A 22,731-nucleotide genomic window follows, 5' to 3' on the forward strand; every position below is an offset into this window, starting at 1 on the left:
GGTGGCCGCACGTTGAACGGGACAAGAGAGGTGAGATCGATGACCACAGCATTCACGCAGAGCACGTTCGGCGAGCAGCAGCAGGCCCGGCCCCAGCTGCCGACCCTGCCCACCGGCTGGCCGATCGGTTCGTACGAGTCCTACGAGCAGGCACAGCGGGCGGTCGACCACCTCGCGGGCGCGGACTTCCCCGTCACCGACGTCACGATCGTGGGCGTGGAGCCGCTGCTCGTCGAGCGGGTCGCGGGCAAGATGTCGTGGGGCAAGGTCCTCGGCAGCGCGGCGACGTCCGGCGCGCTGTTCGGCTTGTTCCTCGGCCTGATGCTCAGCCTGCTGAACCCCGGCGCCGGCCTGGTGCCGATCGTGATCGGCCTCGTCGCCGGTCTCGGGTTCAACCTGCTCTTCGGCGCGCTGGGCTACGCGGTGAACCGCAACAAGCGCGGGTTCATCTCGCAGAGCCAGCTGGTGGCCCGCCGCTACGACGTCCTGTCCCAGCCGCGCAACGCCGAGAAGGGCCGCGCCCTGCTGGCCGACCTCGCGGCGCGCAGCGCGTTCGGCCACTGACCCAGCGTTCGGCCACTGCACATCGGAAGAGCGAAGGCCGCCCCCCACGGGAGGCGGCCTTCGCCGTGTTCGAGCAGCTCCCGTGTCCCCTTCGCCGTGTCCGAGCAGCCCCCGTTTCCACGCTATCGGGGAGGCCCGACAGTTTCGGGCGTTCTCGGCACGTGCGGCCCGAGTTGTCCACAATGCCGAGCCGACCCCCGGTCATCCACACAAGCCCCACCGGTGGCCCGGAACCGTCGGTGGCCGCCGGTAGCGTGGAAACCGGGGCTGCTCAGGTGCCCGACGACACCACCGGCACGTCCGGCATCCCCGCCGACTCGGCACTTTCCACCCGACGGCCCGCCCGCAGCAGCTTCCCCCACCGCGCGCGGTCGTACCGCGCCGACGGCATCTCGGCCAGGAACTCCCGCAGGATTCCCAAGAGCCTCTCCGGATCCGACCGGTGCGGGAACGGGGGCTGCTCAGGTGCCCGACGACACCGCCGGCACGTCCGGCATCCCCGCCGGCTCGGCACTTTCCGCCGGACGGCCCGCTCGCAGCAGCTTCCCCCACCGCGCGCGGTCGTACCGCGCCGGCGGCGTCTCGGCCAGGAACTCCCGCAGGATCCCCAAGAGCCTCTCCGGATCCGACCGGTGCGGGAAGTGGCCCGCGCCCTCGAAGAGGACCAGCCGGCTGCCCGGCATCGCCCGGTGCGCCCGCAGCGCGTGGCCGCTCGGCACCACCCTGTCCTCCGTGCCCCACACCAGCAGTGTCGGGATGCCCTCGGTCAGGTAGCAGCGGTCCAGCATGTTGACCACCTGCCCGCGCCAGTCGACGACCGAGCGCAGCGTCCGCAGGAACGCCGAGCGCGTGCCCGGCTCGACCAGGCGCGCGTACCGGGTCAGCACGTAGTCGAGGTCCGCGTCGTCGAAGACCCGCAGCAGCCCGGCGAACCCGCGCAGCGCCGCCACCGCGGGCGGCGTCCCCAGCAGCGGCAGCACCAGCCCCACCCCCGGCGCCGCGGCCAGGCGCAGCAGCGGGTGGACGCCCGCCCCGACCCCACCCGAACCGACCAGCACGAGACGCTCGCACCGTTCCGGGAACTGGTAGGCGAACTCCCGTCGCGACACCGCCGCCGAGCGAATGCTCGACCACCGTCACGCGGTCGACGTCGAGGGCGGTCAGCAGGTCGCGCATGCCGCACGCGTAAGCCGCGACCGAGTAGTCCGCGCGCGGCTTGGCCGAAGAGCCGTGGCCGAGTAGGTCGGGCGCGATCACCGTGAAGTCGGCCGACAGCGAAGCCAGCAGGTCGACGAGTCGTCGCCGATGCCGTGCAGGAAGAGCAGGGCGGGTCCGCTCCCGGCCATCCGGTAGGCGCGCTCGTACCCGTGGACGACCCGGGTCTGCGGGGCGAAACGGTCCGTGGGTGACGTCACCCGCCCAGCTCAGCACGCTCGCGTTCGCCCGGCGTTTCGGGCGCGTTCGGAACGGGTGAACGCGCCCGTCCCGTCACCGGGTCGGTGTCGGAGCCGGCGTCGGAGTCGGGGTCGGGGTCGGAGTCGGTGAGGCCGGCGGCGTGGTCGTCGCGGGCGGCACCGTCACCTTCGGAATGGCGGCGCTGAACGGCACGCCCGCCAGCTCGCGGCAGGCACCGCGGTAGCCGTTGTAGCCGTTGTAGTTGCCCTGATCGTCGGTGACGCCCACTTCGATCTTCGGCCGGGGGAACCGGTTGTCCTCCCCGATCTTCTGCCGGCTGCCGCTGGAGCGCTCGCAGGCGTAGCGGGTCAGCGTGAGCGGCCTGCCCTCTTCGTCGTAGAGGTAGACCTCCGTCAGCGGCTTGCCGTCGGCGTCGAAGGCGTAGACGTTCTCGACGTCGCGGCCACCGTAGGTCAGCTGGTCGTTGCCGTAGTGGTCGGACGAAGACTGGTAGTACGGCGGCGGGTTCGAGGAGCCCCCGCGGGCGAACAGGTCGATCGCCGCGCCGAGTCCGCCGAGCACGCCGCCGATGACGAACGCCGAGATCGGCACCGCCATCCACAGCAGCCGCCGGTCGTTCCGCACCCGCGGGCCGGCCCACAGGGCGCCGACGGCCGCGAGGACCAGGAACGGCAGCAGCAGCACCGCACTCCGGTGCCGCAGCATGAGCAGCAGCCCGAGCACGACCAGCACGACGGCGCACACCACCCACCACGCCGGTTTGAGCGAACCGGCGTAGCGCAGGAACTTGCCGGTGTCCTCCTGCTCGCGCCCCTTGGCCATCGTGGCCCGCAACCAGCCCACTTCCGGCAGCGCCAGCACCGGCTCGACCCCGTCGCGCAGCAGCAGCGCCAGGCTGACGAGGAACACCGGCGCGAACAGCAGCAGGCCGGTGAAGGCGCCCGGGCTGCGGGAAACGGTGGCACTGAACGCGAGCAGAGCGAGCCCCAGCGAGCAGAACACCAGCCCCCACAACGCGATCCGCGGTTTCACCAGGCTGGGCGCGGTGGTGGTGAGCACCTGCGTGGCGCCCTCCCCCGGCGCCGGGTACCCGCCGGACGCCCGCAGCTCGGCGGCGTAGCTCTCCGGCGTGCCGAGCCGTTCGATGAGGGCCTCGACGCGGGCGCCCTCCCCGAGCTCGGCCTCCAGTTCGGCCAGGTGCGGGCGGACGTCCTCGAGGATTTCTTCGATCTCGCCCGCGGGCAGGTCGGCGAGCGCGGTCCGGACCCGCGCCAGATACACCCGCACGGCGGTCGGCTTGTCGCTCATGCTGCCTCTCCCAAAAGCGCGTTCATCGTCGATGCGAAGCTCAGCCACGTCTTGCCCGACTCCGCGAGCCGGGCCCGGCCCGGCTCGTTCAGGCTGTAGTACTTGCGGTGGGGCCCCTCTTCACTGGGCACCACGTACGAGGTCAGCAGGCCGGCTTTGTAGAGCCTGCGCAACGTCCCGTACACCGACGCGTCCCCCACTTCGTCCAGGCCGGCGGCCCGGAGTCTTCGCAGTACGTCGTACCCGTAGCCGTCTTCTTCGCGGAGCACCGCGAGGACGGCGAGATCGAGTACGCCCTTGAGCAGCTGACTGATCTCCACTGCACCCTCCAGTCTTACGCTTGGGAAGGTACCACGCATTGCACAGTAGTGTGCACGGCGGAGGGCCGATCAGTGTGCCGGACGGTTCAGGCCCGGGTGTCCACCGGCCGCTCGAAGAAGGATTCGAGGACCACGATGGTCTGCGTGCCGGTGACGCCGTCGATCGCGAACAGCCGGCGCAGCGACGCCTGGAGGTCTTCGGTCGTCGCCGTGCGCACCTTGACGAGCAGCGAGGCGGGACCCGCGATGACGTGGGCCTCCACCACTTCCGGCAGCGCCTCGAGGGCTTCGCGCACCGGCCGGTCTCCCATCCAGGCGTTCGCCTCGACGAGGACGAACGCCGCAACCCCACGGCCGACCGCAGCCGGGTCGACGTCCACAGTGGTCCGCCGGATCACGTCCTGTTCGCGGAGTTTGCGCACGCGCTCGTGCGCCGCGCCCGCGGAGAGCCCAACGGCCTTGCCGAGGGCGGCGTAGGCCTGGGTCGCGTCCCGCTGCAGTTCGCCGAGCAGCCTACGATCCACGTCATCCATGACTTGACCATATCAAGTTCGGTGATACATGCTTTTCACAGAATCTCATTAGGGGTGACGGATGGACCTGATCAAGACGGACTTCCAGGTGCTGGACGAGCGGTTCCGGCGCGTCAACGGCGACGAGTGGACGCAGCGCCTGCACACCGGCTGCCGCTGGACGGAGGGGCCGGCGTACTTCCCGGCCGGCCGCTACCTGGTGTTCAGCGACATCCCGAACGACCGCACCCTGCGCTGGGACGAGACGACCGGCCAGGTCGGCGTGTTCCGTCAGCCGTCCGGGTACGCGAACGGCCACACGGTCGACCGCCAGGGCCGCCTGATCAGCTGCGAGCAGGGCCCCCGCCGCGTGACGCGCACGGAGCACGACGGCTCAATCACGGTCCTGGCGTCGGAGTACCGGGGCAAGCGGCTGAACAGCCCGAACGACGTGGTCGAGCACTCGGACGGGTCCATCTGGTTCACCGACCCGAGTTACGGGATCGACAGCGACTACGAGGGCTACCGGGCCGAGAGCGAGATCGGCGCGTGCCACGTGTACCGAGCGGCCCCGGACGGCTCGGTGACGATCGTGGCGGATGACTTCAGCCGGCCGAACGGGTTGGCGTTTTCGGCGGACGAGTCACGGCTGTACATCGCGGACACGCGCCAGACTCCCAGTCACATCAGGGTGTTCGCGGTCGCCGGCCACGGCAGGCTGACGGGCGGCGAGATCTTCGCGACGAGCGACAGCGGCGGCTTCGACGGAGTCCGGGTGGACAGCGAAGGCCAGGTCTGGGCCGCGGCGCACGACGGGCTGCACTGTTTCGCCCCGGACGGGACGAGGATCGGGAAGCTGCGCATCCCGGAGGTGTGTTCGAACTTCACCTTCGGCGGCGCGAGGGGGAACGAGCTGTTCATCACGGCTTCGAGTTCGCTGTACACGCTGAGGGTGACGGTGAACGGAGCTCGATACCCGCGCTGAGGCCATGTTGCGGCGCGGGCTGATCAGTCCCCGCTAGCCGCGCATGCCCGCCTTCACTCGCTGCACCACCGCGTCGCGGCGGCGCCAAGCTCGGCTCACCTGGACCAGCCAGGCCGCCTCCGCCGCCACGTCCGCTTCCGCCTCCGTGTCCGGGTGCACCCCGTGGCCGGGTTCGCGCTCGAAACGGCGTCCCGCGCGGCCCGCCTCGATGGCCGCGGCCAGGGTCACCGCTTCCACCGTTGCCGCCACCTCCGCCTCGCGGACTCCCGCGCGGCGCGCCGCCGCCTCGGCTCGGGGCGGGAGGTCCGGGTCGAAGTGGGCTCGCAGGGCCAGGTGGCCGTCGCGGATTTCGATCACCCTGCGGTACAGCGCGAATTCCGCTCCTCCCGCCAGTTCGCGGCCCGGGTCCAGTGCGATGCCCGGGACCGCCGAACGCAGCGCCGTCCACAGTGGCTCGATGCGGCGGTACGCCCGGTACGCGCGGACCCGGCCGATCACCGACGACACCGCCGGTGACCACGCGCTGAGCGTCGCCCCGGCCGCCACGAAACCGACCGTCACCGCCGCGAGCACCGAGGACGGCAGGTCCTCGCGGGCGCCGATCCGGGCCGCCCGCGCGAGCTGCACGACGTCGTCGACGTCCCAGAACGTCCAGGCGGTCGCCGCACCCACCCCGATCACCAGCAGCCACAGTCCCGCGCGCAACGGTCCCGGCCGCGCGTGCCACGCGCTGCGGACGAACACCGCGAACAGCAGGCCGAGGCTGATCAGGCTGTAGAACAGGAACACCACCTTGTCGGCCACGGCGAACGGCAGGGCGGCGTCCGAAAAGACCGTGTCGTCGCCCACGCGCCGTGGTTCGGAAAGCGCGAAGAACACCGCGAGGAGCACCATCGTCGCTCCGGTGAACAACGCGTGCGGAGCGAGCCGGGCGCCTTCGCCGCGCCACACCGACTGCGTGAACGCCACCGCGAAGCCGATCGCGCCCAGCTTCAGTTCGTCGCCCGCCAGGCTCAGGACCCATTCGGCCACCGGGCCCGGGCCGGCGAGGGCCGACATCGCCGGCGTCAGCACGACGATGCCGGTGGCGATGCAGATCCCGAAGCCCGCGAGGAACCACATCGTGCGCGGCGGCTGGCTGCGGCGCGCCTCGATCAGCTTGTACCCGAACCCGGCGAAGCCCGCGAGGCAGAGGTAGTAGGCGAGGGTTTCGATCACGGCGTGCGGCGGCCGAACACGGAATCGAAGCGCCGCACGCCGTCCGGGACGCCGGGCGCGGGTTCGCGCGGCTCCGCGGGCCGGACGACGCGCTGCGCGAGCAGGCTCGCGACGAGTTCGGCTTCGCGCTCCTCGACCTCCGAGTAGGTGGTGCGCCCGAGCACCCGCCGGACGAGTTCGGGCGAGAGACTCGGCATGAGCTGCCGTCCGGCGGCGGCGTCGATGGCGATGCCGTCGGCGCCGGCGTCGGAACCGACGTGCCCGCACAGCAGGTGCCCGACCTCGTGCAGCAGGATGTGCCGCCGGTGCAGCGCGGTCGTGTTGGTCGGGTACAGGATGTAGTCGGCGCGTTCGGTGCTCATCAGCAACCCGCACGGCGCGCCTTCGGGCGCGCTGACCGGCATCAGCTCGATGGGGCGGCCGCGTTCGGCGGCCAGGCCCGCGACGAAGCCCTCGGCGTCGAACGGTTCCGGCAAGCTCACGGCATCGGCGACTTCGCGGGCCCGCTTCCAGAGCGACCGGGCCGGTCGCCGCCGCCACGGTGGTCGCGCCACAGTCAGGCCTCCCTCGCCACACCCCGGCCGAACGGCTACGGCAGGTTCAACGCGGCAAAGCGCGTGGGGTTGCGCGACCGGGCGAAAATCCGACGCGCGGACGCCGCACATGGTTCCCCAGCGGCGAACCGGGATCCGGCCCGGCGGTTCACGGGACCCGGCCCGCCAGTTCGCGGCGCCCGGCCCGGCGGTTCGCGGGACCCAGCCCGACGGTTCGCGCCGCCCGGCCCGACGGTTCACGCGATCCGGCCCGACGGTTCGCGGGACCCGGCCCAGCAGTTCGCGGGACCCGGCCCAGCGGTTCACGGCGCCCGGCCCAGCAGTTCGCGGCGCCCGGCCCGGACGGCGAGACCGCGCTCAGCCCTCCCGGCCCGGACGGCAACACCACCTCAGCCTTCCCGGCCGGGAAGGCGGGACCACCGTCAGCCCTCCTTCTTCGGCCCGCCGCGGCCGGCCTCCCTGCGGGCGATCGCGTCGATCATGTCGCTGATCGTGTCCAAGCCGTCCGAAGACAACGTCACCGCGCGCAACGCCAGATCCCGCACCCCGGCGTCGCGCAGGGCGCCCAGCAAGGCCAGCTCCTCCGCGATCTTCCGGCTCTGCTCGTCGTCGAAGAAGTAGGCCGGCGGCACTCCGAAGAACTGCGCCAGTGCCTCGAGGTGCCGCTTGGTCGGGTTGTCGCGGCGGCCCGTGCGCAGCTGCCACAGGTATGTCGTCGAAAAGCTTTCGCCCGTCGCCTCGCGGCAGGCCTTGGCGACCTCTTCGTTGCTGTACGGCTCCCGATCGGGCCTGCGGACCACGTGGAACAGCCGGTCGATCTTGTCGGCCAGCGTCGACTTTCCGGGCTCCTTGACCACGATGCACTCCCTCAGCTGCCAGGCACATTCATCCTAGCTGAAAGGTGAACCCCCTTTATCAACGCAAGTTCGCCCTCGGCCGCGGCTGGCACCGCGGGCACGAAAACGACGAACGGTTCATGAACGGCTCCCGCCGGATCGCCGTGCCGCACCGGTGGCACGGCTTCCCCTCCTGGCCGTACGCGTCCAGCGACCGGTCGAAGTAGCCCGACTGGCCGTTGACGTTCACATACAGCGCGTCGAACGACGTGCCGCCCGCGCCCAGCGCCGCGTTCATCACGTCCGACGCCGCGGACAGCAGCTCCCGCCCCTTCGCCATGGTCAGCTTTTCGGTCGGCCGGGACCAGTGCAGGCGCGCGCGCCACAGAGCTTCGTCCGCGTAGATGTTGCCGATGCCCGACACCAGCGTCTGGTCGAGCAGCGCCCGCTTGACCTCCGTGCGCCGCGACCGCAGCGCCCGCACCGCCGCGTCGAGGTCGAACGCCGGGTCCATCGGGTCGCGCGCGATGTGCGCGATCGTGTCCGGGAGCAGGACGTCGCCGCCGATGTCCCCGAGGTCGTCCAGCGCCAGGCCGCCGAACGTCCGCTGGTCGACGAACCGCAGCTCCGGCCCGCCGTCGTCGAAGCGCAGGCGCACCCGCAGGTGCTTCTCGTCCGGCGCGTCCGCCGGCTGGACGAGCATCTGCCCGCTCATGCCGAGGTGGGCCAGCAGCGCTTCCTTGTCGGACAGCTCCAGCCACAGGTACTTGCCGCGCCGCCGCGCCGCCTCGACGCGGGCGCCGGCGAGCCGCAGCGTGAAGTCCTCCGCGCCCATGGCGTGCCGGCGGATGGCGCGCGGGTGCAGGACCTCCACCTCGCGGATCGTCCGCCCCGCGACGTGCGCCTGCAGGCCCAGGCGGACGACTTCGACCTCGGGTAGTTCGGGCATACGGCCATTGTGCCCGGCGGGTACGACAGTTTTCGGACGAGCCGCCTACGGCGCGGTCGGGCCGACGTCGGCCTTCGTCAGCGGAACGCGGGTCGGACCCGAGGCGAAGTACTCGTCCGCGCCGACGTCGAAGGTGCCCGAGCGGGCTTGCAGGTCGAAGTCCTTCGCCGCGTACGGGTAGGACCCCACGCCCGTGTCGACGGCCGGGCTCCCCGGCGTCAGCCGGTAGAGCCCGGCCGCGTCCTTGACCAGCTTCGGGTCCACCGGACGGGACGGGATCCCGGCCGTGCCGCCGAAGGTGATGTTGCCCTCGTACTTCACCGTCGACCCGCTTGGCAGCGTCACCAGCGTGCCCGAGGTTCCCTTGACGATGTTGTCCGCGACCACGCAGTCCTTCGGCTTGAAGTCCCCGCCGTCGCCGTCGATCACCGACGAGCTGCCCAGCACCGTGTTGTACGCGACCGTCACCCGGTCCGGCCGGTCGTGGAGCTTGCTCGCCGGCCCGCTGTCGGCTTCGTCGCCGGAGCCGAAGACGATCGCCCGGTCGCCGGAGTTCGCCACGTAGTTGCCGACGATCCGGTGGTCGTTGCCGTGGAAGCGGATGCCGGAACCGAAGAGCACATTGCCCTCGACGGTGGTGCGGTTGCCGTGGCGCAGCACGATGGAGCCCCGGCTGTCGCGAATGGTGTTGTACCGCACCACGTTGTCGGACGACTTGACCGAGATCGCCTCGCTGTCGCCGTCGGCCTTCTCGAAGAGGTTGTTCTCGATCAGCGCGTTCGCGGTGGACGACTGGCGGTCGCTCAGCCCGAGCCGGATCGACTCGCCGCCGTTCGAGCCGGCGAACTGGTGGTTGGAGAAGTAGTTGTGGTGCACGTGGACGCGCTGGGCCATGGCACCGGACGGCCCGAGGATCTGCAGGAACACGCCCTGGCTGGTGCGGTTCTGGAAGACGTTGCGGTCGACGACGGTGTCGTCGCCGCTGACGGTGACCCAGTTGCCGTCGGCCGTGAGCTGGAAGTCGTTGCGGGTCAGGCGGTTGTTCGGCGCACCGGCCGGGACGGACAGCGAGGCGCTGCCCCGGAACCTGAACCCGCGCAGCACCACGTTCGAGACGCCGCTCGCGAAGGCGAACGTCTTCGACCCGGTGATGGTGGCCTGCCCGGCGTGCTCCGCGGCGATCGTCACGGGCGCCGACCCGGTGCCGGACCGCCTGATCGACAGCGTCGAGCCCGCGGAGTAACTGCCGTCGGCGAGGACGATCGTGTCACCCGGGTTCGCCCGGTCCATCGCGGACTGCAGCGCCGAAAGGGACGTGACGCGGACCTGCGCGGCCGACGCCGGGGCGCCGGGCACGACGACCAGCGCCGCGGTGATCAAGGGTACGAAGAACAGACGCATCCGCCCTACCTCTCCAACGAGTACCAGCGCGGCGGATGATCAACACGCTACGGAGGGGAGGGCGGCGCCGTCAACGGGGGTTCCCGCTGATCAGGACTCCGGTTCGGCCGGCTTCTGCGCCTCGAGCTCGGCGGACAGCGAACGCCAGGCCGTCTCGGCGGCCTTCTGCTCGGCTTCCTTCTTCGTCGATCCGGTGCCGTGACCGAGGGGACGGCCGGCGATCAGCACCGTGGCCGTGAACTCCTTGCGGTGGTCCGGCCCGGTGTCCTCGACCCGGTACTCGGGCACGCCGAGGCCGGCCGACGCGGTCAGCTCCTGCAGGCTCGTCTTCCAGTCGAGCCCGGCCCCGCGCAACGGCGCTTCGGCGAGCAGGCCGTCGAAGAGGTGGTGCACGAGCTTGCGCGCGATTTCGATGCCGTGTTCGAGGTAGACGGCACCGATCACCGCTTCCAGGCCGTCGGCGAGGATGCTGGCCTTGTCCCGGCCGCCGGTGAGCTCTTCGCCCTTGCCGAGCAGCAGGTGCGCCCCGAGCCCGCCCTCACCGAGCCCGCGCGCCACCCGCGCCAGCGCGTGCATGTTGACGACGCTGGCACGGAGCTTCGCGAGCTGACCTTCGGGCAGGTCGGGATGCGTGGTGTACAGGTGATCGGTGACGACGACGCTGAGCACGGCGTCACCGAGGAACTCCAGCCGCTCGTTCGGCGGCAGACCCCCGTTTTCGTACGCGTACGAACGGTGGGTCAGCGAAAGCCGGAGCAGCTCGGGGTCGAGAGTGACCCCGAGCGCTTCGAGCAACGGCGCCGGATCGGCAGCGGGTCCCCCGGGCGTCTTGCCCCCCATGTCGGCTACCCGATCAGGCGGGCTCGACGACCTGGCGGCCGTTGTGCTGGCCGCACGACGGGCACGCGACGTGCTGGAGCTTCGGCTGCTTGCAGGCGCGGTTGGAGCAGGGCACCAGCTGCACCGGAGCCGCCTTCCACTGGCTGCGGCGGGAGCGCGTGTTGGATCGCGACATCTTCCGCTTCGGGACGGCCACGAGTAGATCTCCTTATGACGGTCTGCTCGCGGTGCGAGCGAACTTTCCTCCGGAACGAGCTGGACGCTCGTCAGGCTTGCTCAGCTGGGCCCTTGCGCAGGCTTTTCGCCCGCGTTCTCGTCGAATCGCTCCACGAGTGCGGCCCACCGAGGGTCTATCTTCTCATGCCCGTGTCCGGGCTCGAGATCGGCCCACTTGACGCCGCATTCCGTGCAGAGCCCGGCGCAGTCTTCGGTGCACAGCGGCGCCAGCGGGAGAGCCAGCACGATCGCGTCGCGCACGATGGGTTCGAGGTCGATCTTGTCGTCGACCAGCCGGGGGATCTCGTCCTCGTCGGTGGTCTCCTCGGTGACCGACCCCGGGTAGGCGAACAGCTCCTGGACCTCGACCTCGACCTCTTCGGTCAGCGGGTCGAGGCAGCGGGCGCAGGTGCCCTTGGCGATCGCGCGGGCGGTGCCGCTGACGAGCACGCCTTCGACGACGGACTCGAGCAGCAGGTCGAGTTCCAGCTCGGAGCCGGCTTCGATGGTGATGACGTCGGGGACGCCGAGCGGCGTCTCCACCGGCACGCTGCGCTTGAGGGCGCGGCTGAGGCCGGCGTGACGGCCGAGCTCACGGGTGTCGATCACCCACGGGCTGCGGTCGTCGAGCTGGGGGGTCTTGTTCTCGGACATCCCGTCCAGAGTACGCACTGGTCGCCACCCCTTTTGCGCTGGGACGGCCGCCCGGGCGTCGCGAAGGGGCCCGTTCGGGACGCGGGAGGTCCTGAACGAGTCGTCCGGGAGGCTGGGACCGGGTGGTTCGGGAGGGGAGCGAGCGCGGCTGAGAAGCTCGTCACACCTGGTAGTCGTAGAGCGTGGGGCGGCCGCCCGAGCTGGGCAGGTTCGCCGGGGACCGCAGGTGGTTGCGGCCCGAGTCCACCGTGCGCAGCGTCGTCGCCAGCAGCTCCGAGAACTCCGCCAGCTTGCCGTCCACGTACGCGTCGCAGTCCGCTCGCTGGCGGTCGGCCTCCGCGTGGGCTTCGTCCACGATCCGGGCCGACTCCGCGTGGGCCGCCTGGACGACCTCCGTCTGGGCCACCAGCCGGGCCTGCTCCGCGCGGCCGTCCTCGATCGCGCGGTCGTACGCGTCGCGGCCCGCCTGGATCATCCGCTCGGACTCCGCCCGGGAACGGTCCGTGAGGTTCTGGTACTCGGCCTGGCCCGCCGCCACCGTGCGGTCGGCCTGGTCGTGGGCGTCGGCGAGCATCTGCTCCGCGCGGGCCCTGGCGTCGGCGAGGATGCGCTCCGCTTCGTCGGTCGCTTCGGCGATCGTGCGCTCGGCCTCGGCGTTCGCGCCCGCCACCGTCTCGCCGGCCTCCTTGCGGGCCGCGTGGATCAGGTCGTCGCGCTTGTCGAGGACGTCCTGGGCGTCGTCGATCTCCGCCGGCAGTGCGTCGCGGACGTCGTCGAGGAGTTCGAGCACGTCACCCCGGGGCACGACGCAGCTGGCCGTCATCGGGACGCCCCGCGCCTCTTCGACGATCGTGACGAGCTCGTCGAGCGCCTCGAAAACCCGGTACACGGCAACTCCAATCCCCTGTCGCTGAGGACCAGTCTGCCCGCATCGGGCGCCGAAGCGGTGAAGGCGCACGGCGCCGGGCGTGTCCCCCTCGGCCACGCCCGGCGCCGGAGCCGCTACGGCAGCACGAACGCCGGATCGGTGATCACCTTCGTGAGCTGCTCCTCGCTGAGCTGCACCGAGTCGGCGGCGTCGTCGGCCGCGTCGGTCAGCGTCACCGCGGAGCCGTCGGCCCGGCGGAGGACGCTGTCGAAGCCACGCAGCTTCGTGAACCCCCCGGTGCTCACGTAGCCGACCTCGGACACCAGCAGCACGGCCCCGCCGGGCTGCGGGATCCGGTCGCAGCGCAGCCCGCCCGTGTCCGGCTCCGGGCAGGACCGGGCCACGGGCACGTGGTCGTCCGGCGTCCCACGGCCGTACACCGTCAGCTGGAAGTTCCCCGGCCGCCCGGCCGCGTCGGCGAAGGTGGCGGTCACGGCCATCCGGCCGGGACCGATGGCGTCGGCCGGGGACACGCCGACCGTCAGGCCCCGCACCCCGGGGAACACCCCGATCACGGCGTCGGCGAGCGCCTGCCGGATCCGCGCCTGCTCGGCCGGCGACGGCGGGGACGGCGAGGACGGCGGGGCGGCGGGCGGGACCGGGGACGTGCCGGGGGCGAACACCGCCGCGGCCGCGGCGGCCGAGAACACGGCGAGGGTGCCCGTGATCCCGGCCCGGCGCCGCCGGGTGTGCCGCGCCGCCCGGTCGGCGACCTCGTCCGGGTCGAAGCCCAGCGGCGGCTCCGGGAGGTCCACCTCGCGCAGGCGGGTTTCGAGATCGGTCATCACGCGCTCCTTTCCGTGCTGTGCTCGAGCACGCCCCGGAGGGTCTCGAGCCCACGGGCGGCCTGGCTCCGGACGGTGCCTTCCGAGCAGCGCAGCACCCGCGCGACCTCCGCGGCCGGCAGGTCGGCGCAGTAGCGGAGCACGACGGCGGCGCGCTGCTTCGGCGGGACTTCGGCGAGCGCGCGCAGCAGCGGCCCCGAAATCCCGGATCCGGGGTCGGGGGACGGCACGTCCGGCACGACGCCGTCACGGCGTTCGCGGCGCCGCCACGGCCGTCGCGACTCGTCGAGCCAGCAGCGCAGCAGGACCTGCCGCGCGTAGTTGTCGACGGGCCCCCGCCGGGTGATCTTCGGCCAGACCCGGTACAGCTTGACCAGCGCGTTCTGCACGAGGTCCTCGGCCAGGTGCCAGTCGCCGCACAGCAGGTACGCCGTCCGTCTCAGCGCCAGCGCCCTCGCCCGGGTGAACTCCCGGAAGTCCGCGTCGTCCGCCGCCCGCATCGCGCCTCCTCGTCCGTCTTCCGGTGTAGCTCACGGACGAGGGGGCGCGGCGCGTTGCACGGGATCAGGAATTCAGGTCGATCCGCTTGAAGGTGGCGTAGCGGTCGGGGGTGTAGGCCAGCTCGCCCGCCTTCCCGGAGATCACCCGGTCGTTCGTGCCGACGGCGAAGAGCTGGTAGTAGCCGGACGCGCAGGCCGGGAGCACGCCTTCGCGGTTTTCGTAGGTGGTGCCGGTGGCCGCGCCGCCGCGAACGTTGTTCACGACGGTCTTCGCGGCCGACGAGAGCTGGGAGTAGCCGATCTTCGCCAGGCCCGACAGGTCGCCGCAGGCGTGCGTGGTGCCGCCGCCGATGTCGATGACCTTGAAGGTGGCGTAGTGGTCGCCGGTGTAGAAGTACTCGCCGGCGCTGCCGGTCACGATCCGGCGCGTGCCGCGGGTGCTCGAGCCCGGCGTGGGCACCGTGTACTCGTGGTAGTAGCCCGAAGCGCAGGCCGGGAGGATGCCTTCGCGGTTGCCGAAGACGACGCCGTCGTTCTGCGGGTACGGGAACGGGCCGCCCGTCCGGATCAGGTTGTACGTCGTCGTCGCCTCGGGCGGCAGCGCCGAAAGCGTCGTGTGCGAGAAGCCCGAGAGGTTCCCGCAGGAGTTCTGCTCGGCGACGGCCGGGGAAGCCGCGGAGGCGGCGGAGACCCCGGCGAACAGCGTGGCCAGGAGCGCGAAGAGGACCGCGACCAGGCGTGATCGGTAGTTGGTCATTTTCGGACCGTAACCCGATGGAATGATCGCCAGGAGACGCCGACGTGAACTCCCGCACCCCCGGGCCGAAGTCCCGACGAACGGAGGGGGCCGAACGACGGGAACCGGACACCCCCGGCTCCCCTGTGGACGGTCGCCGGGGGTCAGCGCCCCAGCTTCGGGAACTTCTCCGAGAGCCGGTCGAAGACGACCGGCGGGACGAAGCGTTCGATGTCGCCCCCGAGCGCGGCGACCTCCTTGACGAGCGAGCTCGACACGAAGCCGTACGCCGGGTTGTTCGCCATCAGCAGCGTCTCGACGCCGGTGAGCTCGCGGTTCATCTGCGCCATCTGCAGCTCGTAGTCGAAGTCGCTGACCGAGCGCAGGCCCTTCGCGACCGCCGTGATGTCGTTCGCGCGGCAGTAGTCGACGAGCAGGCCCTCCCACGAGTCGATGCGGACGTTCGGCAACTTCGCGGTGATCTCGCGCAGAATCTCCAGGCGTTCCTCGATCTCGAAGACGCCCTTCTTGTTCTTGTTCACCCCCACCAGGACGACGACCTCGTCGAACAGCCGGCTGGCCCGTTCGATGATGTCGAGGTGGCCGTTGGTGGCCGGGTCGTAGGAACCGGGACAGACCGCACGCCGCATGGCGCGGACGCTACCGTGCCGCACCCGGTCTCCGCCGCGTGGTTCACGCCACAGCCGTGTACTCCGCCCAGAACACGGCCGTGTCGCCGTACTTCTTCGCCCGCGCCCGCTCGAAGCCCGGCGGCCAGTCCGGCTCGCCGTCGCGGGCGGCGCGCTCGATCACCACCAGGGCCGACGCCGTCAGCCAGCCGCCGGCCGCCAGCGCCGCCAGGACGGACCCGAGCGCCGCCGCGTCCACCGCGTACGGCGGGTCGGCGAGCACCAGGTCGAACGCGGCGGGCGCGGGGGCCGCGACGACCGCCTCGACCTGCCCGGCCCGGACCGTGCCGCCCAGGCCCACCGCCGCGACGTTGCCGCGAAGGACGTCCACCGCCCGCCGGTCGGACTCCACGAACAGCGCGTCCGCCGCGCCGCGGGAGAGCGCTTCGAGGCCGAGCGCGCCGGACCCGGCGTAGAGGTCGAGAACGCGGGCGCCGTCCAGCTCGCCCGCCGTCTCCAGGGCGTTGAACAGGGCTTCCCGCACGCGTTCCGACGTCGGCCGGGTGCCCTTCGGCGGCACCTTGAGCCGCCGTCCGCCCGCCGTCCCGGCCACGATCCTGGTCACCCCCCGATTGTGCGGGGACACGTCGCCGCGCGGATGACCGGGACACGGGTGTCGCCGCCCGGGCCACCGCGTAGAGTCGTTCTTCGCCCTCGGAGGCGATCCCAAAGCTGTCAAGGAGCCATGCGTGTCCGAACCTCGGGTCAGACGGGCCGAGATCGCCATCGAACAAGCCCACGTCGATCGCGTGTACACCCGTCTGGACGAACTGAAGGCCCAGGCCGAGGCGATGCGCACGAAGGGCTACGAGATCGGCCAGGGAGCGCAGCGCGAGGCGATCTTCGAGCAGGCGTCGATGCTGTTCGAGCGCGACATGATGGTCCACCACGCCAACCAGACGCTGCAGACGCTCGACGCCGAGTACGAGGGGCTCGTCTTCGGACGGCTCGACGACCGCGAGGGAGAACGCACCTACGTCGGCCGGCTCGGCATCCGCGACGCCGAGTTCGACAACCTCGTCACGGACTGGCGCGCGCCGGCCGCGGCGGCGTTCTACCAGGCCACCGCCGAGGAACCGATGGACGTCGTACGGCGGCGCGTGATCCGCTGCTCGGGCCAGAACGTCCTCGACGTCGACGACGACGTCCTGATCGCCGACGCCGTCCCCGACGACATGCAGATCGTCGGCGAAGGCGCGCTGATGGCCGCGCTGGGGCGCTCGCGCGGCGAGAAGATGCGCGACATCGTCGCGACCATCCAGAAGGAGCAGGACGAGGTCATCCGGGCGCCGTGGCGCGGGGTCACCGAGATCACCGGCGGCCCGGGGACGGGCAAGACCGCCGTCGCGCTGCACCGCGCCGCCTACCTGCTCTACCGCTACCGGCGTCAGCTCGGCGGCGCCGGCGTCCTGGTCATCGGGCCCTCGGGCGTGTTCACCAGCTACATCTCGCGCGTCCTCCCCTCCATGGGTGAGACGAACGTCGAGCTGCGCGCGCTCGGCGAAGTCCTCGACGGCCTGGAGGCGACCCGGCAGGACGCGGCGCCGCTGGCCGCCGTCAAGGGATCGCTGCGGATGCGGAAGGTGCTGCTGCGGGCGCTGCGCGACACGCCGCCGGAGGCGCCGGAGGAGATGCGGATCGTCTACCGCGGCGAGGTGCTGAAGCTGAACGCGCGCGAGCTGGAGAAGGTCCGCCGCAAGGCCCACACGCAGGGCGCGCCGCCGAACCGGCAGCGGATCCGGGCGGCCGAGATGCTGCTGGACGCCCTCGCCGCGAAGGCCGAGGAGCACGCGAAGGACGACGGCAGGCAGCTCGACCGGGCCGAGCTGATCACCGACCTCGGCGAGCGGATCGACTTCCACCGCTTCCTGGTCGTCTGGTGGCCGGTGCTGTACCCGGCGCAGATCCTCAAGTGGCTGGCCGACGAGAAGCGGCTGGCCGCGGCGGCGAAGGGCGTGCTGAACCGCCAGGAGATCTCGATGCTGGCCGCGGACTTCGCGGACCGGTCGCGCGGCTGGTCGATCGCGGACGTCGCGCTGCTGGACGAGCTGCGCGTCCTGCTCGGGCCGCCGCCGAAGCGCAAGCGGCGCCAGGTGATCGAGGTCGAGCCGGACCGCTCGGGCGGGGCACCGACGCGGCCGGAGCACTACGACGAGTACTCGCACGTGGTCGTCGACGAGTCCCAGGACCTTTCGCCGATGCAGTGGCGGATGGTCGGGCGGCGCGGCAAGTACGCGAGCTGGACGGTGGTCGGCGACCCGGTGCAGAGCTCGTGGCCGGACCCGGCGGAGGCGGCTTCGGCCCGCGACCAGGCGTTCGGCGTCAAGACGGCCCGGCGGCGGTTCACGCTCCGCACGAACTACCGCAACTCGGCGGAGATCTTCGACCTGGCGGCGAAGGTCGTCGCGGGGCACGCGGAGTCCGGCGAGCTGCCGGTGGCGGTCCGCCGCACCGGGGTGGAGCCGGAGGTCCGCCCGGTGGAGGCGGCCGGCCTCGCCGCGGCCACGCAGGCGGCGGTGAAGGAGCTGCTGGGCACGGTCGAGGGCACGGTCGGCGTCATCACGGCGATGGACCGGGTGCCGGAGGTCGCGGGCTGGCTCTCGGACGAGGCGGACGAGCGGCTCAAGGTCGTGGGCAGCCTGGATTCGAAGGGCCTGGAGTACGACGCGGTGGTGCTGGTGGAGCCGAACGACCTGATCACCGAGTCGACCACCGGGCGGCGGGTGCTGTACGTGGCCCTGACCCGGGCGACGCAGCAGCTGATCGTGCTGGCCTCGAACCCGGACTGGATCCCCGCCGCCTGACGCCGGATCGGCCCGAGCCCGGCTCGTGGTGGGCGAGCACCTGGCGGAGCAGGCGCGCCAGGCACTCCCGGTCTTCGCCGGGCAGCGGCGCGAGCAGGTCGTCCCGCACGCGGTCGAGCATCTCGTCCATGAGCCGCGACGGTGCCGAGCCGGCCGCGGTGAGCGTGATCCGGTCGCGGCGCCCGTGACCGGGGTCCGGGGTGCGGTCGGCGAAGCCCGGCTCGGCCGGCTCGCCGACGGCGGTGACGACGTCGCCGCGGTCCACGCGGCACCGGCGGCCGAGCTCGGCTTGGCCGGACGGCCCGAGCTGGTGAACCTCGACGGCGATCACGCGAAGGCCACCGCCAACCAGCTGGTCCACTTCTTCCGCGAAGGCGAGCCGCCGCACCGAAGCAGCGGCCTGCGCGTCGGCTGCGTCGCCGCGCGCACCCCCGGGGGCCGGCGGCTCGGCGGAGAGACCGTCGCGCTCGCCTGGACCCGAAAGCAGTGCATTGCGGGAGGATGAACGCTGAAGGGCCCCTTCGCGGAGCGGGTGGCGGGTTCCCGTGTCCTCGAAGGAGCCCTTCAGACCCCCGGTGAAATGAAACGTCGTGGGACGACGTGGCGTCCGAGGGCATGTCTAGTCGATCCGGGTTGTTCGGTGTCCGCGCTCACCCACCGAACAACAACGCCGAACAACCCGGTCAGGGGCAGGGCGGGGAGTACCGGAGGTCCGGGAAGCTGTCGTTCCACTCGGCCTCGCCGATCCGGGGTGACACCGCCGCGCAGATCCGCTCGGCCGCCCGCTCCGGGTCGCCCTCCCAGAACCGCACCGAGCCGTCCGCTCCGCCGCCCGCCAGCGTGTGGCCGTTCGGGGCGTACTGCGCGGCGTAGACGCGGTCGCGCTGTTCGGGCAGGACCGCGTACGGCGCCGCCGCGGCGACGTCCCACAGCCGGATCGTCCGGTCGTAGCTGCCCGAGGCCAGCGTGCGGCTGTCACCGCTGAAGGACACCGACATGACGACGTCCGCGTGGCCGTCCAGGATCACCGGGGGCGGCACGTGCGCCGGGTCCGTGACGTCCCAGAGGCGCACCATGCGGTCGGCGCTCGCCGTGGCGACGCGCTTGCCGTCGGGGCTGTAGGCGATCGAGAAGATCGTGTCGGTGTGCCCGGCCAGCTTCGCCAGCGGCCGCGGGGCCCGCGGTGCCGAGACGTCCCACAGCCGCGCGGTGTGGTCCCAGCCCGCCGTGGCGAGCGTCCGGCCGTCGGGGCTGAAGGCGAGGGTGTGGACGTCGTCGTCGTGACCTTCGAGCCGGGCGATCTCGACCGGGCGGGTGCGGTCGGCCAGGTCCCAGAGCCGGGCCGTGTGGCCGTCGCCCGCGGTGGCGAGCAGCCGTCCGTCCGGGCTGAACGCGACCGCGTCGACGTCGTCGTGGAGCCGGTTGAACACCACCGGCGGCCCGGGGCGGGCCGGGTCGGTGATGTCCCGCAGCGTCATCGTGTGGTCCCAGCTGCCGGTGGCCAGCGTGCGGCCGTCCGGGCTGACGGCCACGCCGCAGACCGCGTCGCCGAATCCGCCGATCGTGGCCAGCGCCCGCGGCGCGCGCGGGTCGGTGAGGTCGTGCAGCCGCACGGTCTGGTCGTACCCGCCGGAGGCCAGCAGCTTCCCGCCGGGCCCGAAGGTGACGTGGCACGTCTGGGCCGTGTGCGCGGCGATGCCGGGGCCGGGCAGGTCCCAGAGCCGGGCGGACTGGTCGTCGCTGGCCGTGGCGAGGGTGCGGCCGTCACGGGTGAACACCGCGGAGACGACCGCGCCGGTGTGCCCGGGCAGCGACTGCAGCTCGCGCGGCTGCCGCGGGTCGGCGACGTCCCACAGCCGGGCCGTGCGGTCGAAGCCGGTGGTGGCGAGCGTCCGCCCGTCGGCGGTGAACGCCACCGACCGGACGGTCGCCTTGTGCGTGGTGAGCGACGCCAGCGGCGCCGGGCGGGCCGGATCGGTGACGTCCCACAGCCGCGCGGTCTGGTCCTGGCTCGCCGTGGCGAGCACGGAGCCGCCGGGGCTGAACGCGACCGAGTGCACGACGTCGGTGTGCCCGGCCACGACACCGAGCTCGCGCCGCGAAGCGACGTCCCAGACGCGGGCGGTCTTGTCGGCCGACGCGGAGGCGAGCAGCCGGCCGTCGGCGCTGAAGGCGAGGTTGTTGACGTAGGACGTGTGCCCGGTCAGCTCCCCCGACGGCCGCGGGTGGGCGGGGTCGGTCGTGTCGTAGAGCCGGATCGTGCCCTTGACGTCGGCGGTCGCCAGCAGCGGCCCGGCCGGGCTGAACGCGACGGCGTAGGCCTTGCCTTCGTGCTGCTCGATCGTCGTCCCGGGCCCCGGACGTGCCGGGTCGGAGACGTCCCAGACGCGGACGGTGCCGTCGAAGCCGGCGGTGGCGGCAGTCCGGCCGTCGGCGGCGAAGGCGACGTTGTTCACGTTGCCCTTGTGGCCGGCGAGCACGCCCAGCGGTACCGGGTGGTGCGGGTCGTGAACGTCCCAGAGCCGGGCGGTGCCGTCCCAGCTCGCCGTCGCGGTGACCTGCCCGTCCGGGCGGAGGGCGACGGTGTTGACCCGGCCGGTGTGCCCGGTGAGCCGCGTCGCGTACGGCGAGCCGAACATGCCGAGCAGGCCGCTGCGCTCTTCGGCGCCGGGGTCGAGGCGGTAGGCGGCGAGCGCGAGCTGCGCGGCCAGCGCGGGGTTGGTGGCGCGCATGGCCAGTGCCTGGCCGGCGACCTTCTGGGCGAGCGCGTTGTTGCGCTGCTCGGTGGCGGTGGTCTCGGCGCGCACGGCGTAGACGGTGGCGGCCACGGCGACGACCAGCAGCACCGCGAGCAGCGCGACCAGCTGCCGCAGCCGCCGGGTCCGGCGGCGGTCGCGTTCCTGCTCGGCGTGCTCGACGGCGAGGCTCGCGTCGAGGAACCGCCGTTCGCGCCGCGACAGCGCGGAGTCCTGGCGCGCGGCCCACTCGCGGGCGATGGCCAGCCGGGTGCCGCGGTAGAGCCAGCCCGGGTCCTCGTCGACGGCCTCCCAGGCGCCGGTCGCCTCGGTGAGCTGCCGGTGGACGCGCAGGCCTTCGCGGTCTTCGGTGAGCCACTCCCGCAGCCGCGGCCAGCCGCGGATGAGGGCTTCGTGGGCGATCTCGATACCGGTGTCGTCGAGGGTGACCAGCCGGGCCGCGGCCAGCTCGGCGAGCACGACGGCGGTGTCGGCGTCGTCGGCGTCGAGCTCGGCGCGGCCGATGCGCCGCTTGGTGTCTTCGGTGCCTTCGCCGAGCGCGGTCATCCGGAGGAAGATCTGCCGCGCGAGCCGCTGCTGACGCGGAGAGAGCTTCGCGTAGGTGCCTTCGGACGTCTGCGCGATGGCCCGCTCGATGCCGCCGGTCGACTCGTACCCGGCGAGGGTCAGCGTGGTGCCGCGGCGGCGCCGCCACGTCTCCAGCAGCGCGTGCGAGAGCAGCGGCAGCACGCCGGGCTGGCCGGTGGCGTCCGCGACCAGCCGGGAGACCAGGGCGTTTTCGACGCGGTAGCCGGCGTCGATCGCGGGCCGCGAGATCGCCTGCCGCAGTTCCTCGGTCGTCATCGGGCCGACCAGTACCTGGGTGTCCTGCATGGCCTCGGCGAGCTCCGCGTGCCGCGCGCAGTGCGTGTAGAAGTCCGTGCGGATGCCGAGGACGACCCGGGTGCGGCTGTCCGGTTCGGTGGTCGCGGTGACGAGCGCGTCGAGGAAGCGGGCCCGTTCCCGCTCGTCCTGGCAGAGGGTGAAGACCTCCTCGAACTGGTCCACGACCAGCACGAGGTCCTCTCCCCCGCTGTCGGCCAGCTGGCGGGCGGACAGACCGAGGTTGCGCGGGTGCGCGGCGAAGTCGTCGAGCAGGGCGCCGGGGGCGGTACCGAGCGCGGCGGCGAACTTGACCGCGCACTCCTGCAGCGGCCGGTGCCCCGGCGTGAGCAACACGGCCGGCCCCTTCACCGAAGGCAGCAGACCGGCCCGCAGCAGCGACGACTTCCCCGAGCCGGACGCGCCGAGGACGGCGAGAAAACGTTGTCTCCCGAGCCGTTCGACGAGTTTTTCGACGAGCCGTTCCCGGCCGAAGAAACGGCCGGCGTCGGCGGGGGTGAAAGCGCCCAGCCCGACGTACGGCGGAATTTCCCCTGGTTCCGGCTCCAGCGGTGAATCGGCACCGTCAGCGCGCGACTCTTCGGCGACGGCGTGCCAGCGTTCCTCCCATTCCCCCGGCACCCCGCCGCAGGCCCGGACGTAGGCCAAGGTGACCGCCAAGCTGGGGAGTTTCCGCCCACCGGCGGCTTCGGACAGCGTCCCGGCCGAGTAGTGCGCCCGCCGTCCGAGCTCACGGTAGGTCGGATTCCCGGCGCGCTCGCGCAAACGCCGGAGATCGGCGGCGAATTCGGTCAGCAGATCGTCGCCGGGATCCAAAGGTCGCTCCGGACGCGGCACCCGGTCCTCCCCGTTGTTCCTTTTCCGATTCGCCCACCGTA

The 22,731-nt window shown here is 72.3% G+C and carries 23 protein-coding genes and 1 pseudogene; 4 read left to right on the top strand and 20 right to left on the bottom strand.

All coding sequences use genetic code 11. The annotated features are described in order from the left end of the window. The first annotated feature begins 39 nt into the window (after positions 1–39). Positions 40–564: a general stress protein gene (locus DV20_RS15225; RefSeq protein ID WP_043780627.1), complete on the top strand. Its 525-nt coding sequence runs from the start codon at positions 40–42 to the stop codon at positions 562–564. 271 nt (positions 565–835) lie between these two features. On the opposite strand, the gene DV20_RS44935 is transcribed toward DV20_RS15225, so the two are convergent. From DV20_RS44935 to DV20_RS15245, 5 genes and pseudogenes are all read right to left on the bottom strand, one after another. After that, positions 836–985: a hypothetical protein gene (locus DV20_RS44935; protein WP_235190846.1), complete on the bottom strand. Its 150-nt coding sequence runs from the start codon at positions 983–985 to the stop codon at positions 836–838. A 40-nt stretch (positions 986–1,025) separates the two neighbouring features. Then, positions 1,026–1,979 (bottom strand): annotated as a pseudogene (locus DV20_RS15230) (alpha/beta fold hydrolase). A 73-nt stretch (positions 1,980–2,052) separates the two neighbouring features. Continuing rightward, the gene (locus DV20_RS15235) at positions 2,053–3,288 is read right to left on the bottom strand and encodes a DUF1700 domain-containing protein (protein WP_043780628.1); all 1,236 of its coding nucleotides are present in this window, start codon (positions 3,286–3,288) and stop codon (positions 2,053–2,055) included. Further along, positions 3,285–3,608 (bottom strand): PadR family transcriptional regulator, encoded by a 324-nt coding sequence (locus DV20_RS15240; RefSeq protein ID WP_043780630.1) that lies wholly within the window; start codon positions 3,606–3,608, stop codon positions 3,285–3,287. Before DV20_RS15240 ends, DV20_RS15235 begins: the two co-directional genes overlap by 4 nt. Before the next feature lie 86 nt (positions 3,609–3,694). Then, a complete protein-coding gene (locus DV20_RS15245) occupies positions 3,695–4,141 on the bottom strand; it encodes an Lrp/AsnC family transcriptional regulator (RefSeq protein WP_043780633.1) in 447 nt (148 codons plus the stop codon). A gap of 61 nt (positions 4,142–4,202) precedes the next feature. Between DV20_RS15245 and DV20_RS15250 the strand changes: the two genes are divergently transcribed. Then, positions 4,203–5,105 (top strand): SMP-30/gluconolactonase/LRE family protein, encoded by a 903-nt coding sequence (locus DV20_RS15250; protein WP_043780635.1) that lies wholly within the window; start codon positions 4,203–4,205, stop codon positions 5,103–5,105. Between the two features lie 33 nt (positions 5,106–5,138). On the opposite strand, the gene DV20_RS15255 is transcribed toward DV20_RS15250, so the two are convergent. From DV20_RS15255 to rsmD, 14 genes are all read right to left on the bottom strand, one after another. Then, complete coding sequence (locus DV20_RS15255) at positions 5,139–6,323, bottom strand: MAB_1171c family putative transporter (protein ID WP_043780636.1); 1,185 nt, start codon at positions 6,321–6,323, stop codon at positions 5,139–5,141. Beyond that, entirely contained in the window at positions 6,320–6,805 is a 486-nt protein-coding gene (locus tag DV20_RS15260; RefSeq protein ID WP_043780639.1) for a hypothetical protein, read from the bottom strand. The genes DV20_RS15255 and DV20_RS15260 overlap by 4 nt, the downstream gene beginning before the upstream one ends. Before the next feature lie 494 nt (positions 6,806–7,299). Beyond that, on the bottom strand, positions 7,300–7,734 hold the full coding sequence (locus DV20_RS15265; RefSeq protein ID WP_043780641.1) for a helix-turn-helix domain-containing protein: 435 nt from the start codon (positions 7,732–7,734) through the stop codon (positions 7,300–7,302). Between the two features lie 58 nt (positions 7,735–7,792). Further along, positions 7,793–8,662: a bifunctional DNA-formamidopyrimidine glycosylase/DNA-(apurinic or apyrimidinic site) lyase gene (gene mutM / locus DV20_RS15270; RefSeq protein ID WP_043780642.1), complete on the bottom strand. Its 870-nt coding sequence runs from the start codon at positions 8,660–8,662 to the stop codon at positions 7,793–7,795. A 45-nt stretch (positions 8,663–8,707) separates the two neighbouring features. Continuing rightward, positions 8,708–10,063, bottom strand: a complete 1,356-nt coding sequence (locus DV20_RS15275; RefSeq protein ID WP_043780644.1) for a polysaccharide lyase 6 family protein — start codon at positions 10,061–10,063, stop codon at positions 8,708–8,710. Positions 10,064–10,153: 90 nt separating this feature from the next. Next, positions 10,154–10,903: a ribonuclease III gene (gene rnc / locus DV20_RS15280; RefSeq protein WP_200876428.1), complete on the bottom strand. Its 750-nt coding sequence runs from the start codon at positions 10,901–10,903 to the stop codon at positions 10,154–10,156. A 13-nt stretch (positions 10,904–10,916) separates the two neighbouring features. Beyond that, positions 10,917–11,099, bottom strand: a complete 183-nt coding sequence (gene rpmF / locus DV20_RS15285) for a 50S ribosomal protein L32 (protein ID WP_003090635.1) — start codon at positions 11,097–11,099, stop codon at positions 10,917–10,919. 80 nt (positions 11,100–11,179) lie between these two features. After that, the gene (locus DV20_RS15290; RefSeq protein ID WP_043780648.1) at positions 11,180–11,773 is read right to left on the bottom strand and encodes a YceD family protein; all 594 of its coding nucleotides are present in this window, start codon (positions 11,771–11,773) and stop codon (positions 11,180–11,182) included. Positions 11,774–11,933: 160 nt separating this feature from the next. Continuing rightward, a complete protein-coding gene (locus tag DV20_RS15295) occupies positions 11,934–12,662 on the bottom strand; it encodes a DivIVA domain-containing protein (RefSeq protein ID WP_043780649.1) in 729 nt (242 codons plus the stop codon). 113 nt (positions 12,663–12,775) lie between these two features. Further along, positions 12,776–13,486 (bottom strand): hypothetical protein, encoded by a 711-nt coding sequence (locus DV20_RS15300; RefSeq protein ID WP_043780650.1) that lies wholly within the window; start codon positions 13,484–13,486, stop codon positions 12,776–12,778. After that, on the bottom strand, positions 13,486–13,986 hold the full coding sequence (locus DV20_RS15305) for a SigE family RNA polymerase sigma factor (RefSeq protein ID WP_043780652.1): 501 nt from the start codon (positions 13,984–13,986) through the stop codon (positions 13,486–13,488). The genes DV20_RS15300 and DV20_RS15305 overlap by 1 nt, the downstream gene beginning before the upstream one ends. 64 nt (positions 13,987–14,050) lie before the next feature. Continuing rightward, positions 14,051–14,743 (bottom strand): ribonuclease domain-containing protein, encoded by a 693-nt coding sequence (locus DV20_RS15310; RefSeq protein WP_043780653.1) that lies wholly within the window; start codon positions 14,741–14,743, stop codon positions 14,051–14,053. Positions 14,744–14,886: 143 nt separating this feature from the next. Beyond that, positions 14,887–15,372: a pantetheine-phosphate adenylyltransferase gene (coaD, locus tag DV20_RS15315; RefSeq protein WP_043780654.1), complete on the bottom strand. Its 486-nt coding sequence runs from the start codon at positions 15,370–15,372 to the stop codon at positions 14,887–14,889. Between the two features lie 43 nt (positions 15,373–15,415). Further along, positions 15,416–15,976 carry a 16S rRNA (guanine(966)-N(2))-methyltransferase RsmD gene (rsmD, locus tag DV20_RS15320; protein WP_200876429.1) on the bottom strand — a complete coding sequence of 187 codons (561 nt, stop codon included), beginning with the start codon at positions 15,974–15,976 and terminating at the stop codon, positions 15,416–15,418. A gap of 124 nt (positions 15,977–16,100) precedes the next feature. Between rsmD and DV20_RS15325 the strand changes: the two genes are divergently transcribed. Together DV20_RS15325 and DV20_RS46220 are read left to right on the top strand one after the other, a co-directional pair. Then, positions 16,101–18,215: a HelD family protein gene (locus DV20_RS15325; RefSeq protein WP_043780657.1), complete on the top strand. Its 2,115-nt coding sequence runs from the start codon at positions 16,101–16,103 to the stop codon at positions 18,213–18,215. 28 nt (positions 18,216–18,243) lie between these two features. Beyond that, entirely contained in the window at positions 18,244–18,720 is a 477-nt protein-coding gene (locus DV20_RS46220; RefSeq protein ID WP_200876430.1) for a hypothetical protein, read from the top strand. Between the two features lie 178 nt (positions 18,721–18,898). On the opposite strand, the gene DV20_RS15335 is transcribed toward DV20_RS46220, so the two are convergent. Then, positions 18,899–22,690 carry an nSTAND1 domain-containing NTPase gene (locus DV20_RS15335; RefSeq protein ID WP_456356072.1) on the bottom strand — a complete coding sequence of 1,264 codons (3,792 nt, stop codon included), beginning with the start codon at positions 22,688–22,690 and terminating at the stop codon, positions 18,899–18,901. Positions 22,691–22,731: the final 41 nt, after the last annotated feature.

The sequence above is a fragment of the Amycolatopsis rifamycinica genome (genome assembly GCF_000695625.1).
GTDB lineage: Bacteria > Actinomycetota > Actinomycetes > Mycobacteriales > Pseudonocardiaceae > Amycolatopsis > Amycolatopsis rifamycinica.

Coding starts and splice junctions, on each gene's coding strand:
- DV20_RS15225 (WP_043780627.1), top strand. CDS start 40: ATGACCACAGCATTCACGCAGAGCACGTTCGGCGAGCAGCAGCAGGCC.
- DV20_RS15235 (WP_043780628.1), bottom strand. CDS start 3,288: ATGAGCGACAAGCCGACCGCCGTGCGGGTGTATCTGGCGCGGGTCCGG.
- DV20_RS15245 (WP_043780633.1), bottom strand. CDS start 4,141: ATGGATGACGTGGATCGTAGGCTGCTCGGCGAACTGCAGCGGGACGCG.
- DV20_RS15250 (WP_043780635.1), top strand. CDS start 4,203: ATGGACCTGATCAAGACGGACTTCCAGGTGCTGGACGAGCGGTTCCGG.
- mutM (WP_043780642.1), bottom strand. CDS start 8,662: ATGCCCGAACTACCCGAGGTCGAAGTCGTCCGCCTGGGCCTGCAGGCG.
- DV20_RS15275 (WP_043780644.1), bottom strand. CDS start 10,063: ATGCGTCTGTTCTTCGTACCCTTGATCACCGCGGCGCTGGTCGTCGTG.
- rnc (WP_200876428.1), bottom strand. CDS start 10,903: ATGGGGGGCAAGACGCCCGGGGGACCCGCTGCCGATCCGGCGCCGTTG.
- DV20_RS15290 (WP_043780648.1), bottom strand. CDS start 11,773: ATGTCCGAGAACAAGACCCCCCAGCTCGACGACCGCAGCCCGTGGGTG.
- DV20_RS15300 (WP_043780650.1), bottom strand. CDS start 13,486: ATGACCGATCTCGAAACCCGCCTGCGCGAGGTGGACCTCCCGGAGCCG.
- DV20_RS15305 (WP_043780652.1), bottom strand. CDS start 13,986: ATGCGGGCGGCGGACGACGCGGACTTCCGGGAGTTCACCCGGGCGAGG.
- DV20_RS15310 (WP_043780653.1), bottom strand. CDS start 14,743: ATGACCAACTACCGATCACGCCTGGTCGCGGTCCTCTTCGCGCTCCTG.
- coaD (WP_043780654.1), bottom strand. CDS start 15,372: ATGCGGCGTGCGGTCTGTCCCGGTTCCTACGACCCGGCCACCAACGGC.